This window comes from Micromonospora sp. NPDC007271 (genome assembly GCF_040634005.1).
In the GTDB taxonomy this organism is placed as follows: Bacteria; Actinomycetota; Actinomycetes; order Mycobacteriales; family Micromonosporaceae; genus Micromonospora.
This window is the reverse complement of record NZ_JBEYER010000038.1, coordinates 13,475-31,623: the sequence shown is the minus strand read 5'-3', so window position 1 is coordinate 31,623 and position 18,149 is coordinate 13,475. Positions and strand designations below refer to the sequence as shown.

The 18,149-nt window shown below is 74.2% G+C and carries 10 protein-coding genes, 1 pseudogene and 1 riboswitch; of the genes and pseudogenes, 8 read left to right on the top strand and 3 right to left on the bottom strand.

Annotation, left to right across the window (positions count from 1 at the left end; translation table 11 throughout):
* Positions 1 to 58: 58 nt before the first annotated feature.
* The 4 genes and pseudogenes from ABZ570_RS15970 to ABZ570_RS15955 form a co-directional block, all read left to right on the top strand.
* Positions 59 to 1,351: pseudogene (locus ABZ570_RS15970) on the top strand (M14 family metallopeptidase); the annotation flags it as partial.
* Positions 1,352 to 1,436: 85 nt separating this feature from the next.
* Positions 1,437 to 1,581, top strand: a riboswitch (cobalamin riboswitch).
* A gap of 87 nt (positions 1,582 to 1,668) precedes the next feature.
* The gene (locus tag ABZ570_RS15965; protein ID WP_358063107.1) at positions 1,669 to 2,604 is read left to right on the top strand and encodes an ABC transporter substrate-binding protein; all 936 of its coding nucleotides are present in this window, start codon (positions 1,669 to 1,671) and stop codon (positions 2,602 to 2,604) included.
* 115 nt (positions 2,605 to 2,719) lie between these two features.
* Positions 2,720 to 3,751: an iron ABC transporter permease gene (locus ABZ570_RS15960; protein WP_358063202.1), complete on the top strand. Its 1,032-nt coding sequence runs from the start codon at positions 2,720 to 2,722 to the stop codon at positions 3,749 to 3,751.
* Positions 3,748 to 4,521 carry an ABC transporter ATP-binding protein gene (locus ABZ570_RS15955; RefSeq protein WP_358063104.1) on the top strand — a complete coding sequence of 258 codons (774 nt, stop codon included), beginning with the start codon at positions 3,748 to 3,750 and terminating at the stop codon, positions 4,519 to 4,521. Before ABZ570_RS15960 ends, ABZ570_RS15955 begins: the two co-directional genes overlap by 4 nt.
* 14 nt (positions 4,522 to 4,535) lie before the next feature.
* Here ABZ570_RS15955 and ABZ570_RS15950 read toward each other — a convergent pair whose 3' ends face one another.
* The 3 genes from ABZ570_RS15950 to ABZ570_RS15940 all read right to left on the bottom strand — a co-directional run bounded on the left by ABZ570_RS15950 (position 4,536) and on the right by ABZ570_RS15940 (position 7,048).
* Positions 4,536 to 5,315, bottom strand: a complete 780-nt coding sequence (locus ABZ570_RS15950; RefSeq protein WP_358063101.1) for a VOC family protein — start codon at positions 5,313 to 5,315, stop codon at positions 4,536 to 4,538.
* Positions 5,316 to 5,410: 95 nt separating this feature from the next.
* A complete protein-coding gene (locus tag ABZ570_RS15945; RefSeq protein WP_358063098.1) occupies positions 5,411 to 6,148 on the bottom strand; it encodes an ABC transporter permease in 738 nt (245 codons plus the stop codon).
* 12 nt (positions 6,149 to 6,160) lie between these two features.
* Entirely contained in the window at positions 6,161 to 7,048 is an 888-nt protein-coding gene (locus ABZ570_RS15940; RefSeq protein ID WP_358063095.1) for an ABC transporter ATP-binding protein, read from the bottom strand.
* Between the two features lie 142 nt (positions 7,049 to 7,190).
* Between ABZ570_RS15940 and ABZ570_RS15935 the strand changes: the two genes are divergently transcribed.
* The 4 genes from ABZ570_RS15935 to ABZ570_RS15920 all read left to right on the top strand — a co-directional run bounded on the left by ABZ570_RS15935 (position 7,191) and on the right by ABZ570_RS15920 (position 18,096).
* The gene (locus ABZ570_RS15935) at positions 7,191 to 7,793 is read left to right on the top strand and encodes a hypothetical protein (RefSeq protein ID WP_358063092.1); all 603 of its coding nucleotides are present in this window, start codon (positions 7,191 to 7,193) and stop codon (positions 7,791 to 7,793) included.
* A 186-nt stretch (positions 7,794 to 7,979) separates the two neighbouring features.
* On the top strand, positions 7,980 to 11,135 hold the full coding sequence (locus ABZ570_RS15930; RefSeq protein WP_358063089.1) for an amino acid adenylation domain-containing protein: 3,156 nt from the start codon (positions 7,980 to 7,982) through the stop codon (positions 11,133 to 11,135).
* A gap of 5 nt (positions 11,136 to 11,140) precedes the next feature.
* Positions 11,141 to 16,771, top strand: coding sequence for an amino acid adenylation domain-containing protein (locus ABZ570_RS15925; RefSeq protein ID WP_358063086.1), 5,631 nt, complete (start codon positions 11,141 to 11,143; stop codon positions 16,769 to 16,771).
* Positions 16,768 to 18,096 (top strand): phosphotransferase, encoded by a 1,329-nt coding sequence (locus tag ABZ570_RS15920; protein WP_358063083.1) that lies wholly within the window; start codon positions 16,768 to 16,770, stop codon positions 18,094 to 18,096. The genes ABZ570_RS15925 and ABZ570_RS15920 overlap by 4 nt, the downstream gene beginning before the upstream one ends.
* Positions 18,097 to 18,149 lie beyond the last annotated feature (53 nt).

The following is an 18,149-nucleotide window of genomic DNA, read 5'->3' as shown; positions in this document are numbered from 1 at the left end:
AGGTGACTCTGGTGAAGTGTGCGGACAGCGGATCTTCCGTACCCCGAGGAGGTTGTCCATGGCCTTCCGCACGTCCCCGCTCCGCCGCCGGTTGGCGCTCGTCGCCGCCGTCGGCCTGACCCTCGTCACCGCCATCACCGGGCCGGCCGCCGCGCGGCCGGCCCCGGACCGGTCCGCCGAGCCGGCCGCCGTCGCCTACCGTGTCCTCGGTCCGCGTACGCTCGCCGACCGGAACGCGGTCGCCCGCACCGGCGCGGCGATCGACTACTCCGAACACGGCGTCCTGTACGTCACCGCCACCAGGGCGGAGGCCGCCGCGATCAGCCGGCTCGGCTTCCGGCTGGAGGAGGACGTGGCCCCGGCCGGCGACATCGGCACGTACGGCTTCCCGTCCGCCGACTCCAACTACCACGACTACGCGGAGTTGACCGCGGTGGTGAACAAGGTGGTCGCCGACCATCCCGCCATCGCCCGCAAGCTCAGCATCGGCCGGTCGTACGAGGGCCGGGACCTGATGGCGGTGAAGATCTCCGACAACGTCGGCACGGACGAGAACGAGCCGGAGATCCTCTTCAACGCCCAGCAGCACGCCCGCGAGCACCTGACCGTCGAGATGGCGATCTACCTGCTCAACCTCTTCACCGACAACTACGGCACCGACTCCCGGATCACCAACATCGTCAACTCGCGGGAGATCTGGATCGTCCCCACGATCAACCCGGACGGCAGCGAGTACGACATCGCCACCGGCTCGTACCGGTCCTGGCGGAAGAACCGGCAGCCCAACAGCGGCTCGTCGTACGTCGGCACCGACCTGAACCGGAACTGGTCGTACCAGTGGGGCTGCTGCGGCGGCTCGTCCGGCTCCACCTCCTCGGAGACCTACCGCGGGCCGTCCGCGTTCTCGGCGCCCGAGACGCAGGCGCTGCGCAACTTCGTCAACAGCCGGGTGGTCGGCGGGGTGCAGCAGATCAAGGCGAACATCGACTTCCACACCTATTCCCAGCTGGTGCTCTGGCCGTTCGGGTACACCACCGCGAACACCCCCAGCGGGATGACCGCCGACCAGTACAACACCTTCGCCGCCATCGGTCGGCAGATGGCGGCCAGCAACGGCTACACCCCCGAGCAGTCCAGCGACCTCTACATCGCCGACGGCACCAGCATCGACTGGATGTGGGGCAACCACCGCATCTGGGCGTACACCTTCGAGATGTACCCGGGGTCGGCCTCCGGCGGCGGCTTCTACCCGCCGGACGAGGTGATCCCGACGCAGACCGCCCGCAACAAGGAGGCGGTCCTGCTGCTCTCCGAGTACGCCGACTGCCCGTACCGGGCGATCGGCAAGCAGAGCACCTACTGCTGACCGCACCGTCGTGAATCCGTGGGTGGGGCCCCGGTCCACCCCCGCGGGGCCCCACCCACCCCCGCCCGTCCGGATGATCTCCGCTGGTCGTGCGCTACGGTGGCACCGACCAATCCGCAGCGAATCCGGTGCGAAACCGGCGCTGTCCCGCAACTGTGATGCCCCGTATCCCACGGGGACGAGCCAGGTCGCCTGCGGCACGGTCGCGACTCGCGCTCTCGAGGAAGGGCGCCTCGCGGACGGGTACGCCCAGGCGCTCCCTGTCGGCGAAGCACCACGCTCCTCGACCGACAGGAGGACCGATGTCCAGACGTACCCCCCGGCTCTTCGTCGCCGCCCTCGCGGCCGGCGCTCTCCTGCTCGGCGGCTGCGCCGAGAAGACCTCGACCGACACCCCCGCCGCCGGCAGCAGCTCGGCCGCCGCCTTCCCGGTCACCGTCGGCAAGCTGACCCTGGAGAAGCGCCCGGAGAAGATCGTCTCGCTGTCGCCGACCGCGACCGAGGTGCTCTTCGCGATCGGCGCCGGCAAGCAGGTCACCGCCGTCGACGACCAGTCGAACTACCCGCCGGAGGCGCCGAAGAGCGACCTCTCCGGCTTCCAGCCGAACGCCGAGGCGATCGCCGGCAAGAGCCCCGACCTGGTGGTGCTCTCCAACGACACCAACAAGATCGTCGACCAGCTCACCACGCTGAAGATCCCGGTGCTGCTCGCCCCGGCCGCGGCCACGCTCGACGACACGTACCAGCAGATCACCGACCTGGGCGCGCTGACCGGCCACCCGGGCGAGGCGGCCGACCTCACCAAGAAGATGAAGGACGAGATCGCCGCGCTCACCGGCAAGCTGCCGCAGCGCGCGCAGAAGCTCACCTACTTCCACGAGCTGGGCCCGGAGCTGTACACCGCGACCAGCAAGACCTTCATCGGCTCGATCTACGCCCTCGCCGGGCTGGCGAACATCGCCGACCCGTCCGACGCCGACGGCAAGAAGTTCGGCTACCCGCAGCTCTCCCAGGAGGTCATCGTCAAGGCGAACCCGGACTTCGTCTTCCTGTCCGACACCAAGTGCTGCCAGCAGACGCCGGAGACGGTCAAGGCCCGCAGCGGCTGGGCCGGCATCACCGCGGTGAAGAACAACCAGATCGTCGCCCTCGACGACGACATCGCCTCGCGCTGGGGCCCGCGCGTGGTCGACCTGCTGCGGGTCATCGTCGACGCCACCGCCAAGGTCCCGGCGTGACCTGCCGGTGAGCGTGCGACCAGCGGAATCCGTCGGCACGGCCGGGACGCTCGACACGTCCCGGCCCGCCGACGCGCGTACGGCCCGGCCGGGCGCCGCGGTCCGGCCGGCCGGGCTGCGCAAGCGCTGGCTGCTGGCCGGCCTCGGCGCGGTGCTGGTCGCGCTGGTCGCCGGGGTGTCCCTCGGTCCGGTCAGCCTGCCGCCCGGCAGCGTCGCCGCCGAGCTGCTCAACCTGCTGCCGGGAGTGCACCTGGAGAGCGGGCTCACCGAGCGCGAGATCGCCATCGTCACCGAGCTGCGGCTGCCCCGGGTCGTGCTCGGCCTGCTCGTCGGCGGACTGCTCGCCCTGGCCGGCGGCTGCTACCAGGGCGTCTTCCGGAACCCGCTGGCCGACCCGTACCTGCTGGGAGTGGCGGCCGGGGCCGGGCTCGCGGTGACCGCGGTGATCGCGCTCGGGGTCGGGGCGGGCGGGGCGATCAGCGGGATGCCGGTGACGATCCCGCTGGCCGCGTTCGCCGGATCGCTCGGCGCGGTCGCCCTGACGTACCTGCTCGGGGCGGCCGGCGGGCGCGGCCGGTCACCCGCCACGCTGATCCTTGCCGGGGTGGCGGTCTCGGCCTTCCTCGCCGCCGGGCAGACGTACCTGCTGCAACGGCACGCCGAGAGCATCCAGCAGGTCTACTCCTGGCTGCTCGGCCGGCTGGCCACCGCCGGCTGGCACGACGTCCGGCTAGTCCTGCCGTACTTCCTGCTCACCGCGGTCGTGGTGCTGCTGCACCGGCGCGAGCTGGACGTGCTCTCGGTCGGCGACGACGAGGCCACCAGCCTCGGGCTGCACCCGCAGCGCTCCCGCTACCTGCTGATCGCCGCCGCCTCGCTGGGCACCGCCGCCGCGGTCTCCGCCTCGGGGCTGATCGGCTTCGTCGGCATCATCGTGCCGCACACCGTACGGCTGCTCGCCGGGTCCAGCTACCGGGTGATCCTGCCGCTGTCCATGCTCTTCGGCGGGGCGTTCCTGGCGCTCACCGACGTGGTCGCCCGGACCGCCGCCGCTCCGGCCGAGATCCCGATCGGCGTGGTGACCGCGCTGCTCGGCGGCCCGTTCTTCGTCCTGGTCCTGCGCACCGCCCGCCGGGTGTTCACATGAGCGCGGTAGAAGTCCGGGACCTGCGGGTCAGCCTCGGCGGCGCGCCGATCCTGGCCGGCGTGGACCTGACCGTCGCCGTGGGCGAGTGGGTCACCGTGATCGGCCCGAACGGCGCCGGCAAGTCGACCCTGCTGCGCGCCGTCGGCGGCCTGCTGTCCGCACCGGGCGCGGTCACCCTCTTCGGTACGCCGAGCCAGGCGCTCCGCCGCCGCGACCGGGCCCGGATCGTCGCCACCGTCGCCCAGTCCCCGGTGATCCCGGCCGGCATGTCGGTCTTCGACTACGTGCTGCTCGGCCGCACCCCGTACATCCCGGCGCTGGGCCGGGAGTCGGCCGGCGACCTGGCCGCCGTGCAGGAGGTGCTGGACCGGCTCGACCTGGGCGCGTTCGCACGCCGGGAACTGGCCACCCTCTCCGGCGGGGAGCGGCAGCGGGTCTTCCTGGCCCGCGCCCTGGCCCAGGGGGCCACCCTGCTGCTGCTCGACGAGCCGACCAGCGCGCTGGACATCGGCCACCAGCAGGAGGTGCTGGAACTGGTCGACCAGCTCCGGCGCGAGCACGGCCTTACCGTGCTCGCCACCATGCACGACCTGTCGATCGCCGGCGAGTACGCCGACCGGCTGGTGCTGCTCGCCGACGGCCGGGTGGCCGCTGCCGGCCCCGCGCACGAGGTGCTCACCGAGGACCTGCTCGCCACCCACTACCGCGCCCACGTCCGGGTCATCGAGGGCGACCACGGCCCGCTCGTCGTCCCCGTCCGCCCCCGGTGAAGAAAGGGGCCCCGCTAGGCGGTGGTGCGGCGTACGGGGTGGAGGGCGACGGCGGAGAAGAGGGCGCCCTGCGGGTCGCGAAGGGCGGTGAGCCGGCCCTTCGGGGTGTCCCGGGGCGGGACCAGGACGGTGGCGCCCAGCTCGGTGGCCCGCGCCGCGGTCGCGTCGGCGTCCGCCACGGCGAACCACACCGACCAGTACGCCGGCAGGTCGGCCGGCAGCTCGGCCAGCGGCCGCGTCATCCCGGCGACGATCCGGGCGCCGCACCGCCACCCGGTGTACGGGAAGGGCTCGCCCGGCTGCTCCTCCGCGTGCCAGCCGAACACCAGCGCGTAGAAGTCCCGGGCTCCCTCCGGGTCGGGGGTGACCAGCTCGTTCCAGCACATCGCCCCCGGGGCGTTGAACAGCTCCGCGCCCCGCATCGCCATCGGCTGCCAGACGCTGAACACCGCCCCGGCCGGGTCGGCGAGGACCGCCATCCGGCCCTGGTCGAAGACGTCGAACGGGGCGACCACCACCTGCCCGCCGGCCGCCTCGACCCGGGTGGCCACCAGCTCGGCGTCGTCCGTCGCCACGTACGTCGACCAGATCGGCACCTGGTCGGGTGAGGCGGGCGGGCCCACCCCGGCCACGGCCCGGCCGTCCTTGAGGAAGACGGTGTAGCCGCCCGCCGCGGGCTCCGGGGAGACCCGGCCGGTCCAGTCGAACAGTTCCGAGTAGAACCGCTTCGCGTCAGCCAACCCCGGGGTCGCCAGGTCGGTCCAGCAGGGCGTGCCGGGCTCCACGCCGCTCACGGTGACCCCTCTCGCCGAGGGCGGCCCCGCTGGCACGCCCCTGCCGGCATCGTGGCACCGTCCCGTCCTGCGCCGGGCCGGAATCGGGCAAGACGTCAGGTGAAGCGGCGCCCCTCGTCCCGCCGGTACGCCCACGCGGCGATCCCCGCCAGCACCACGACCCAGACGCCGAGCATGACCAGGGAGACGGCGCTCGGTCGCCAGTCGGTCACCGCGGCCCACACCACCTCCACCGCGCCCCGGGTGGGCAGGTAGGGGGCGATCGCCTTGATGAAGCCGGGCGCGCTGTCCGGGCCGGAGAGCAGGCCCCCGTTGAAGGCGAGCGGAAAGAAGATGAGCTGGGCGGCCACGATCGCCGCCTTGCTCGGCAGCGAGTAGCCGATGGCCAGCCCGAGCAGGGTGAACGGCACCGAGATCACCGCCACCGCGCCGGCGCCGAGCAGGAACTGCACCGGGGTCACCCGGGCGGCGGTGCCCACCGCGGCGATCACCACCACCGGGATCATGGACAGGTAGGTCAGGGCCAGACCGGCCAGGATCCGCCCGGCGAACCGGGGTGCCGGCCCCGCGGGCAGGGTCCGGGTGTACGTGTCCCAGGGCTTGTCGCGGTCCTCGGCGACACCGACCCCGTACTGGAAGATGTTGGCGCTCATCACCGCGAAGGTGACCATGGCGGCGGTGGCGTAGGTGGCACCGGTCGGGTCGTCGCCGGCGAAGGGCACCACGAAGAAGAGCATCGCGGCGGCGGGGAAGAACGCGCTGCCGAAGATCGCCACCGGGATCCGGACGGTTTCGAGCAGCTGGTAGCGGGCGTGGAGCAGGGCGAGCGGCACGGGATCTTCTCCTCAGACGGTGGCGGGCGCGGGCCGGTCGCCGGCGGTGATGGCGAGGAACGCCTCCTCCAGCGAGGTGGGCCGAACCTCCAGGTCCCGGAACGTCACCCCGGCCGTGACCAGGTCGCGGACGAGTTGGTCGGCGTCCGTGGTGAGCAGGTGGGTACGCCCGTCGGCGCGTTCGGTGGCCACCACCCCGGGCAGCGGCGGCAGGTCGTCGGCGACGAGGCTGACCCGGCGTACGCCGACGATGCCCCGGATCGCCTCGACCGTGTCGTCGGCGAGCACCCGGCCCTGGCCGATCACCACCACCCGCTGCGCGAGGGCCTCCACCTCCTCCAGGTAGTGGCTGCTGAGCAGCACCGTCCCGCCCTCGGTGTGGAAGCCGCGGATCGCCTCCCAGAGGGCGTGTCGCGCCTCGACGTCGAGCCCGGTGGTCGGTTCGTCGAGGATGACCAGCCGGGGCCGGCCGACGAAGGCGAGGGCCACCGCGAGCCGGCGGCGCTGCCCGCCGGAGAGCCCGCCGGTCTGCCGCTTCACCTGGTCGCCGAGGCCGAACCGGTCGAGCAGTTCGTCCCGCGGAACCGGATCGGGGAAGTGCCGGGAGACGAAGTCGATCACCTCGCCGACCCGCAGCGTGGCGGGTAGGCCGGTCTCCTGCGGGGTGACCCCGAGCTGGCGCCGGCTCGCCGCGTCGCGCGGATCGGCGCCGAACAGCTCCACCCGCCCGGCGGTGGGTCGGCGCACCCCGACCAGCAGGTTGATCAGCGTGCTCTTGCCGGCGCCGTTCGGGCCGAGCAGGCCGACCAGCTCACCGGCGCGGACGGTCAGGTCGACCCGGTCCAGGGCCAGCACCTCGCCGTAGCGGCGGCTGACCTGGTCGGCGCGGGCCAGGATCATCGGGTCTCCTCTGTGGGTCTTGGTCCCGGGCGACTGTCGTAACCTGTGTAGCTTGCCGGCGCCAGTCCTCGCCATCTGGGAACGCGCCGGCCGCAGCGCGCCCGGGCCGACGACGGCTCCGGTCACGACCGATACTGGCCCGATGGACGAGACCAGCTACCGCGACCGGATCGACCAACTCGTCGAGCCCGGCGAGCGGGTGCTGGCGTACGTGAAGGCCGACGCCGCCAAGGGGGCAGCGCCGGCCGCGCCGTCCGACGCGGCGGAACCGGCGGCGCCCGCCGGCCGGCTGAGCGGCGGAGCCATCCTGTTCAACCTGATCTCCCCGCTGGTCAGCTGGGGGTGGGGCGACCGGCTGGTGGACCGGATGCTGTGGGGGGTCGCCGGGCGCGGCGCCCCCGGGTCGGCCGCCTCCCGTCTGCACCATGCGCTGCACCCGCCCCGGCCGGACCTGGCGGTGCGCGACACCCTGCTCGCCGTCACCGACGGCCGGCTGCTGGCCTGTGTGAGCGGGCCGATGAAGCTGCTGTCCAGCCGGGAGGACGACGACCGGTCGGTGGCCGGGACCGGGATCGCCTGGTCGGCGGCGCGGGCGGAGGTGGCGTCGGCCCGGGTGGGCTGGCACCGGCTCAACCCGAAGCGGCTGCGCATCGACTTCACGGACGGCTCCTGGCTCGCCTTCACCGTGCCGATCGCCGAGTCGGGCCGGCCGCTGCGCGCGGTCGCCGCCGCCCTCTCCGGCTGAGGTAACGACCCGCGCGGGCGGCGGCCGTGACGCGCCGTGCTGTCACACGCCACTGTGGAGCGGAAGCGGTCATCCGTCCAGTCGTGAATGGAGGTTCAACGGAGGGTGTCCATCAGCTGAACTCAATAGCATCGTCAGGTACCGATGCCGTAGCCAGCGGCGATGCCCAGGTGCGGGAGGGACGCGGTGCAGGGGTCCGGCGAGTACACCTTCCCGGCATCGTCGGCCCAGGAATGGATCTGGCTGGCCAGCCAGATCGGCACCGGGTCGGCCGCCTACAACCTGCGCGGCTACGCCCTGCTTCCGGCACGGGTCGATGCCGATGTGGTGCGCGCCGCGCTGGCCGAGCTCGTCCGGCGGCACGAGCCGTTGCGTACCGCACTGCGGCTGCGCGACGGCGCGCCCACCCAGGTCGTGCACACCGAGGTGCCCGTCGACCTGGCCCACCTGGACGTCGCCGCCCTGCCCCGGCCGGAGGCGGTCCGGCGGGCGAGGGAGGTCGAGGCGGCGGACCTCGCTGAGCCGTTCGCGCTCGATCGGGCACCGCTGTGGCGAGCCCGGCTGGTCCACCTGCCCGAGCAGAGCAGGCTGCTGTTCGTCGCCCACCACGCGATCTTCGACGGCAACTCGGTGCCGATCCTGGCCGCCGAGATGCGCGAGCTGTGTGAGGCGGCCGTCGAGGGCCGGCGGGCCCGACTGCCCGAGCTGGAGATCCAGTACGCCGACTACGCCGCCTGGCAGGCCGAGCGGCTACGCACCGGCGCCGGCGACGTCGACCTGGCCTACTGGCGGGACCGGCTGGCCGGGGCGCCGGTCGTGCACGGCGTGCCCATCGACCACTCACGCACCGCCGGGCCGGGCCGTCCCGGCGCGGAGCTCCTCTTCGACCTGCCCGAGGAGCTGCGTACCGAGCTGGGTGCACTCGGCCGCCGGCACTCGGCCAGCCCGGCCATGATCCTGCTCGCCGGCTACGTGGCGCTGCTGTACCGGCTCTCCGGCGACGCCACGGTGCTGGTCGGCCTGCCCGTGGCCGGCCGCGACCGGCCCGAGCTCGCACCGCTGATCGGCATGTTCGTCAACACTCTGGTGCTGCGCGTCGACACCTCCGGCGACCCCGGCTTCGGCGAGCTCGTCGAGCGGGTCCGGGACACCATGCTGGCCGCCTTCGAGCACCAGGAGCTGCCCCTGCCCCGGTTGGTCGAGGCACTCTCGCCGCCCCGTACGCCGGGGGTGCAGCCGCTCTACCAGCTCGGCTTCAACTACCTGGGCAAGGTGGAGCTGAGCACCAGCAACGGCAGCGCGCACGAGGAGCTGCTGCTGGAGGTCAACGAGACGGCGGGGCGGCTGGAGTACCGCCGCGACCTGTTCGACGCCGGCACCGCGGAGCGCCTGGTGCGCCGCTACCTGTGCCTGCTGCGTGCCGCGCTGGCCGCGCCCGACGCCCGGCTGTCGGCGCTGCCACTACTGGACGAGGCGGAGCAGCTGCTGCTGGCCGGGTGGAGCACCGGCGGTCCCGCCGACCCGCCCGGCGGCACGGTCGTCGACCTGATCCGAGCCCGGGCCGCCGAGCGTCCGGCGGCGGTCGCCCTGCACGACGGTGCCACCTCGATCACGTACGCCGAGCTGGAGCGACGGGCCGGCCGGCTGGCCGCGCGGCTGCGGGCGGCCGGCGTCGGCCCCGAGCAGCTCGTGGGTCTCGCCCTGCCCCGCTCCGCCGACGTCGTCGTGGCGATGCTGGCGGTGCTCCGGTCCGGCGCGGCGTACGTGCCCCTGGACCCGGCCTCCCCGGCGCAGCGGCTGGCGTACCTCGTCGAGGACGCCGCCGCGTCGGTGGTGGTCACCGCGACCGGCTTGCGGTCGGCCCTCCCGCCCGGGCCGTACACCGTGCTCTGCCTGGACGACCCCGACCCGGCCGGCGCGGACGGTCCCGGACTTGCCGGTGCGGACGACGCCGACCCGGCCGCCCCCGCGCCCGGTGACCTGGCATACGTCATCCACACCTCCGGCTCGACCGGCCGCCCGAAGGGCGCGATGATCGAGCACCGGTCCCTCGCCGCGCACGCCGTCTGGTTCGCCCGGCGGCTCGACGTCACCCCGGCGGACCGCCTCCTCGTCCTCGCCTCGCCCAGCTTCGACGTCTTCGGCCAGGAGGTCTACCCGGCGCTGGTGGCCGGCGCGACCCTGGTGATCGCCCCGCCGGCCGGCGCCTTGGACGCGCCCGCCCTGCTGGAGACGGTGCGCCGGGCTGAGGTCACGCTGCTGTCCTGCGTGCCCACCGTGCTCAAGCACCTGGTCGCCGAGCCGGGCCTGGCCGACTGCCGCAGCCTGCGCCGGGTCACCTGCATCGGCGAGCAGCTCACCGGCGACCTGGCCGCCGACCTCGCCGCGGTCCTGCCGGTGCCGCTGCACAACCTGTACGGGCCGACCGAGACCACCATCGCCGTCTCCGCCCACACCGCGCCGCCCGGCGAGCGCGTCGCCGGGCCGGTACCGATCGGCGGGCCGATGCCGGGCTGCACGCTGCACGTGCTCGACGAGCGCGGCGAGCCCGTGCCGGTCGGGGTGCCCGGGCACCTGCACATCGGAGGAGTCCCGGTCGGCCGGGGCTACCTGGGCCGACCGGCCGAGACGGCGGCGGCCTTCGTCCCGGACCCGTTCGGCCCGCCCGGCTTGCGGCTCTACCGCACCGGCGACCGCTGCCGCTGGCGGCACGACGGCACCCTGGAGTTCCTCGAACGCCTCGACCGCCAGGTGAAGGTCAACGGCCTGCGGGTGGAGCTCGGCGAGATCGAGACCGCGCTGCGCGCCCAGCCGGGCGTACGGGAGGCCGCCGTCGTGGTGCACGCCGACCCGCACGGGCAACGGCTGGTCGGGTACGTCGTCGGCGACGCCGACCCGGACGCCCTGCGGCCGGCCCTGCGCGCGATCCTGCCCGCGGCCCTCGTCCCGGCCGCCGTCGTCGGCCTGCCCGCGCTGCCCACGCTGCCCAGCGGCAAGCTGGACACCGGCGCGCTGCCCACCCCCGCCGCACCGGCACCGGCGCCGACGTCGCCGAGCACCGCCGCGGAGGAGATGGTCGCCTCCGTCTGGGCGGAGGTGCTCGACACCCCGGCGGTGGACGTGCACGCCGACTTCTTCGACCTGGGCGGGCACTCGCTGCTGGCCGGCCGGGTGACCGCCCGGCTGGCCGACGCGCTCGACCTCGACCTGCCGATCCACGTGCTGTTCGCCCATCCCACCGTGGCCGGGCTCGCGGCCGAGGTCGAACGGCTGCTCATCGCCCGGCTCGACCAGCTCTCCGACGACGAGGCAGCCGAGCTGCTCACCGCCCCCGAGAGGTGACCCGAATGCCCCCAGCACCGGACTCGGCAACCCGGGACGTCCAGCTCTCCGCGACCAAACAGGCACTCCTGGAGCGGATGCTGCGCCCCCGCACGGCCACCGGCCTCCGGGTCACGACCCGGCCGGCGACAGAGCCCCGCGAGCTGTCGTACGCGCAGGAGCGGCTCTGGTTCGTCGAGCAGTTCGGCACCGGCGCCGCCGCGTACCACGTCTCGGTGGGCGTGTGGCTGGACGGCGACCTCGACCCCGACACGCTGCGGGCGGCGCTCGACGACGTGGTCGCCCGGCAGGAGAGCCTGCGGATGAGCTTCCCGCCGGACGCGGACGGGCAGCCGTCGGTCGCCGTCGCCTCGGCGCTGCCCGTGCCGTTCCAGCTCGCCGAGGTGACCGCCGACGACCCGGCCGAGGCGCGCCGGCAGGCCCTGGACCTCGCCCGCGCCGAGGCGGCCGGCCCGTTCGACCTGGCCGCCGGCCCGCTGGTCCGGGCCCGGTTGATCCGGTACGCCGAGCAGGCCCACCTGCTGTCCTTGGAGACCCATCACATCGTCAGCGACGGGTGGTCCATCGACGTGCTGGTCGGCGACCTGCTGACGGCGTACCGGGCCCGGCGGGACGGGACGGACCCGGCCTGGTCGCCGCTGCCGGTGCAGTACGGCGACTACGCCCACTGGCAGCGCCACCACGCCGGGGCCGAGCGGGGGCTGGCGTACTGGGTCGAGCACCTCACCGGCGTACCCGCCCTGGAGCTGCCGACCGATCGCACCCGGCCACCGACGCAGCGCTTCGACGGCGCCACCCACCGGTTCGAGATCGACACGGAGCTGACCACCGCCGTCACCGAGCTGGCCCGCCGGCACGACGCCACGCTGTACATGACCCTGCTCGCCGCCTATCAGGTCCTCCTCGGCCGGTACGCCGGGCAGGACGACTTCGCGGTCGGCTCCCCGGTGGCCGGGCGCGGCCACCCGGAGCTGGAGGGCCTGGTCGGCATGTTCGTCAACATGCTGCCGATGCGGGCGCGGCTGGACGACGCGGAGTCCTTCGCCGGCCTGCTCGCCCGGACCCGGCAGGCCGTCCTCGACGGGCTCACCCACCAGCACGTGCAGTTCGAGCAGATCGTCGCCGAGCTGGGCGTGCCCCGCGACGTCAGCCGCGCGCCGTTGTTCCAGGTCACCTTCGCGCTGCAGAACTACCAGATGCGCGACCACGCCGCCGGGGCCGACCAGGGCGGCCCGGCCGCCCGGTGGGAGGTCCTCGACCTGTCGGCCACCCGCTTCGACCTCGAACTGCTCGCCGTGCAGACCCGCGACGGGCGGCTGTGGTGCGAGTTCACCTACAACGTCGCGTTGTTCGACGCGGCGACGGTCGAGGCGCTGAGCCGCCACCTGACGCAGCTGCTGCGGGCGGTGACCGCCCGCCCGGACGCCCCGCTGCGCTCCGTCGACCTGCTCGTCGAGGACGAACGGGCCCGGATCCTCGGCGAGTGGGCGGGCGGAACGGCGTCGCACCCGGTCGAGCGGACCCTGCACGGGCTGTTCGAGGCGCAGGCCGCCCGCCGGCCCGACGCCGTCGCGGTGGTCTGCGGCGCGACCGAGGTCAGCTACGCCGAGCTGGACCGCCGAGCGGAGCGGCTCGCCCACCGGCTGCGCCGGCTCGGGGTCGGCCCGGACACGTTGGTCGCTCTGCACCTGCAGCCCAGCGTGGCGACCGTCGAGGCGATCCTCGGCGTGCTCAAGGCCGGCGGCGCGTACGTGCCGCTGAACCTGGCGTACCCCCGGGAGCGGCTGGAGTTCATCCTCGCCGACACCGGCGCGTCGATCCTGATCACCGAGCGGGAGCTGCGCGACCGGCTGCCGGGCCACGCGGGCCGGGTGGTCTGCCTGGACGACGACGAGCCGGACCCGACCGAGGCCGGCACGCCGGAGCCGGTGACGGTCACCCCCGCCCACCTGGCGTACGTCATCTACACCTCCGGGTCGACCGGCACCCCGAAGGGCGTGCTGATCGAGCACCGGCAGGTGGTGCGGCTGCTTACCGCCACCGAGGCGCACTTCGACTTCGACGACACCGACGTCTGGGCGATGGTGCACTCGTACGCGTTCGACTTCTCGGTCTGGGAGATCTGGGGCGCGCTGGCCTACGGCGGCCGGCTGGTCATCGTCCCCGCCGACGTCGTCCGCGACCAGGAGCGGCTGCTGGACGTGTTGGCCGAGCAGCGGGTGACCGTGCTCAACCAGACCCCGGCGGCGTTCCGGGGCCTGCGGGCCACCCTCACCGAGACCGACCGGTCCTTCGCCGACCTCGACGTGCGCACCATCGTCTTCGGCGGCGACGCGCTGCACGTGCGGGAGCTGCGGCACTGGCTGAACCAGTACGGCGACGAGCGGCCGGCGCTGGTCAACATGTACGGCATCACCGAGACCACCGTGCACGTCACGGCCCAGCCCATCCGCCGGGCCGACGTTCGCCGCAAGGTCTCCTCGCCGATCGGCCGCACCCTGGACGACCTGCGCGGCTACGTCCTGGACCGCAACCTCAACCCGGTGCCGCCCGGCGTCCCCGGCGAGCTGTACGTCGCCGGGGCGGGCCTGGCCCGCGGCTACCTCAACCGGGCGGCCCTGACCGCGGAGCGGTTCCTGCCCGAGCCGTTCAGCGGCACCCCCGGCGCCCGGATGTACCGCACCGGGGACCGGGTGCGCTGGCTGGCCGACGGGACGCTGGAGTACCTGGGCCGGGTGGACCGGCAGGTCAAGATCCGGGGGTACCGGATCGAGCTCGGCGAGATCGAGGCCGCCCTGCAGAGCCACCCGGGCGTGCGTACGGCCGTGGTGCTGGTCGACGAGGACGCCGGTGGCGACCGGCGGCTGGTCGCCTACGTCGTACCGGCGGCCGACGGCGACCGGCCGAGCGCCGGCCAGCTGCGCGACCACCTTGGCCGCAGCCTCGCCGACTACCTGGTGCCGGCGGCGTTCGTGCTGCTCGACGCGCTGCCGCTGACCCCGAACGGCAAGTTGGACCACCGCGCGTTGCCCGACCCGGACGTGGCCAGGGAGGCCGAGCAGGAGTTCACCGAGCCGCGCACGCCGCACGAGCGGCTCATCGCCGATATCTGGGCCGAGCTGCTGAAGCTGGAGCGGGTCGGCATCGACGACGACTTCTTCCTCATCGGCGGGCACTCGCTGCTGGCGACCCAGGCCGTCACCCGGCTCCGGCGTGCCGTCGAGGCGGCCGGCGGCAGCGGCTCGGTCTCCCTGATGGACCTGTTCCGTTGCCGGACGGTCCGCGAGCTCGCCCGGCTGCTCGACGAGCCGGCGGGCGAGGCCGCGCCGGCCCGGCTGCTGCACGAGCTGACCCGGCCGGTGCCGGCCGGCGAGCTGGTGTCGTCGCTGGTCTGCGTGCCGTACGGCGGCGGCAGTGCCGCGGTCTACCAGGCGCTGGCCGAGGCGATGCCGGCCGGGCATCGGCTGTACTCGGTGGCCATCCACGGCCAGGAGGCCGGCGGGTCGCAGGACACCACGGAGTTCGCCGAGCTGGTCGACGGCTGTGTCGCCGAGATCCTCCGGGACGTGGCGGGCCCGCTGGTCCTGTACGGGCACTGCGGCATCGGCAGCGCCCTCGTGGTGGAGGTGGCCCGCCGGCTGGAGGCCGCCGGCCGGCCGCTCGACGCCGTGTACGTCGGCGGGATCTTCCCCTTCGCCCGGCCCCGGGGGATCCTCAGCCGGCTGTCCCGGATCGCCGAGATGGAGCCGCTGCGCAGCAACCGCACCTTCATCAACCGCCTCGTCGGCCGGGGCGTCGACATCGAGGAGCTCGGCCTCGACGAGGTGGACCGGATCATCCGCAACATGCGCCACGACACCCGCAGCGCGGAGGACTACTACAGCGGGCTGCTGGACCGGCGCATCACCAAGATCAATGCCCCGGTCATCTCCGTCATCGGCGAGCAGGATCCGGCCACCGACTACTACGAGGAACGTTTCCGCGAGTGGGACTTCCTCTCCGACACCTGCGTGCTCGTGGTGCTCGACGAGGGCGGGCACTACTTCAACCGGTACCGGGCCACCGAGCTGGCCGAGATCGTCACCACCACCCACCACGCCGTCGCCGAGGACGACGGGGCCGCGCTGACCCTGGCCAGCCGCGGCGCCGGCAGCGACTGGTGGCTGCACGGCGTGCACCGGGCCGACCGGCCCGACTCCGCCGACTCCGCCGGGTCCGCCGCGGCCCGGCGACGCCGGCCCGCCGAGCCGAGCATGCGCCGGTTCCTCGGCGTCGCCTCCGGCCAACTGGTCTCCCTGATCGGCTCGGCCTTCACCGCCTGGGCCATCCCGATCTGGATCTACCTGAACACCGGCTCGGTCGCCCGGCTCGCGGTCTTCGTCACGCTGGGCCTCGTACCGGGCCTGGTGGTCGCGCCGCTGGCCGGCGCGGTGGTCGACCGCGCCAACCGCAAGCTCGTACTGCTCGGCGGCGACGTGGCGGCCTGGGCCCTCCAGCTCACGCTCGGCGTCCTGCTCTGGACCGACACCCTCCAGGTGTGGCACCTGTACAGCCTGATGGCCGGGCTCTCGGTGGCCACCGCCTTCCAGCGCCTGGCGTACGTCGCGTCCGTGCCACAGCTGGTGCCGAAGCGGTACCTGCGGCACGCCATCGGCGTGGTGGAGCTGGTCAACGCCTTCGGCACCCTGTTCGTGCCGCTGATCGCGGCCGGTGTGCTGGCCACCATCGGGCTGGGTGGCATCCTGGCGCTCGACATCGTCAGCTACACCCTCGCCATCGCGGTCACCGCGGCGATCCGCTGGCCGGCGATGATGGGCTGGCACCGGCGGGAGACCCTCGTCGCCGAGATCGCCAACGGCTTCCGCTACTCGTGGGGGCACCGCCACCTGCGCGCGATGCTGGTCTTCTTCCTGGTGCTGAACGTCTTCCTGGCGCCGCCATTGATCCTGACCAGCCCGCTGGTGCTGTCCTTCGGCACGATCGGCGACGTGGCCCGGGTGTCGTTCCTCTCCGGGCTGGGCGCCACCCTCGCCGGGCTCGTGGTCGCCGTCTGGGGCGGGCCGGCGCGCCGGCCGATGCGCGGCGTGCTGCTGGCCATCCTCGCCCTGGCGCTGTCCTGCGTCCTGGTCGGCCTGCGCCCGGACCTGGTCACGGTGGCGGCCGGTGCCTGCGGGATCGCGGCGGGCCTCACCCTGACCACCGGCATCTACCGGGGGATCGTGCAGGTGAAGATCCCGCAGCGCTACCACGGCCGGGCCGCCGCCCTCAACCAGATGATCTCCTGGTCCACGCTGCCGCTCGGCTTCGCCGTGCTGGCCCCGGCCGCGACGGCGTTCTTCGAGCCGATGCTGATGCCCGGCGGGGCACTCGCCTCGACCGCGGGCCGGCTGGTCGGCGTGGGCGAGGGCCGCGGCATCGCGCTGGTGTACGTGTTGGCCGGGCTCGCCATCGCCGTCCTCGTCCTGGTGGCGTCCCGGATCAACGCGGTGGCCCGGTTCGACACGGAGGCCCCCGACGCCATTCCCGACGACCTCGTCGGCGTGCAGTCGCTGCACGATCGGCGGGATCCGGCGGCGGCCGGGCCGGTGGTCGCGTCCCGGCCGCGGGTGACCGTGGGCGCCGGGGAGCGGTCGTGACGGCGGTGGACTTTCAACCGGCCGGGACCGGCCCCGGCAGCGGCTCCTCGCCGGCCGGGCCGGTCGAGGTGGAGGTCGTCGTCGCCACGGCCGACCGGCAGCGGATCCTCGGCCGACGCGACGGGGACGCCCCCGCCCCGCCCCGGCTGCGGCTGGGCAGCTCCTGGCCGCCGCCGAGCAGCCAGCTGCCGGGCGCGGTGGCCGCCGCGACCGGGGTGGCGGTGGCGCTGGTCGAGCCGCTGGACGCCACCCTCTTCGTGGCGGAACCGCTCGGCGGCGAGCCCACCGGCGGGTACGCCTGGTTCGACGCCGGCGCGTTCGGCCCCGGTGCCGTCCGCGACTGGCTCGACCGGCCCACGACCGGCCCGCGGCCGCCGTGGTACCGGCCCGGCTGGTACGCCCGCGCGGTCGACTGGTTCGACGCCGCGCTGGCCGGGCAGGGAATCCGACGGACGGGGCCGGCCGCCCAGATCCGGCACTGGACCACGTCCTGCGTGCTGTGCGCCCCGACCACCGCCGGCCGGGTGTTCCTCAAGGCGGGGCTGGCGCACCTGGCGCACGAGCCGCGGCTGATCGACCACCTCGCACGCACCTGGCCGGACGCGGTGCCCCGGGTGCTGGCCTCCTCGCCCGAGGACGGCTGGTGGCTGAGCGCGGACTTCGGCGCCCAGCCGCCGGTGCGGGACGCGCCCGGCGCGCTGCGGACGCTGGCCCGTATCCAGGCCGGCACGGTCGGCCGGACGGCCCCGCTGGCCGAGCTGGGCTGCCCCACGTTGACGCTGGCCGACCTGGCCGGCCGGGTGCCGGCGCTGCTGCGGCAGCCGCGGCTGTGGCAGCCCGCCGGCGAGCCGGACCGGGCCCGGCTGACCCGGGTCGGGATGTGGTTGCAGGACCGCTGCGCCGAACTGGACGACTTCGACCTGCCCGAGAGTCTGGTGCACGGAGACCTCCACCAGCACAACGCCGCCGACGGGGCGGCCGGCCCGCTGCTGTTCGACTGGAGCTTCGCCGCGGTTTCCCACCCGCTGCTCGACCTCGGTGGCTGGCTGCACGCCGTCGCCGAGCCGGACGCCCGCCGGCACGTCGCGGCGTACCTGGAGGGCTGGCGGCACCTCGCGCCACCCGACGTGCTGCGGGAGGCATGGCTGGCGGCCCGGCCGGTCGCCGCCCTGTTCGAGCTGGTCAAGTTCGCCGACCTGGCCGACCGGATGGGGCCGGCGTACGAGTTCGACTACCTGCCGATGGCCTACCTGTGGGCCCGGCGGGTGCAGGACGCCTTCGCCGGTCGAGGCGCCGACCTGACCGGCTGGCCGGACCACCAGTGACCGGCGCGGCCGGCCCGCCGCGCCGTACGCCGGCCGTGGGTCGCCGCCGGGCG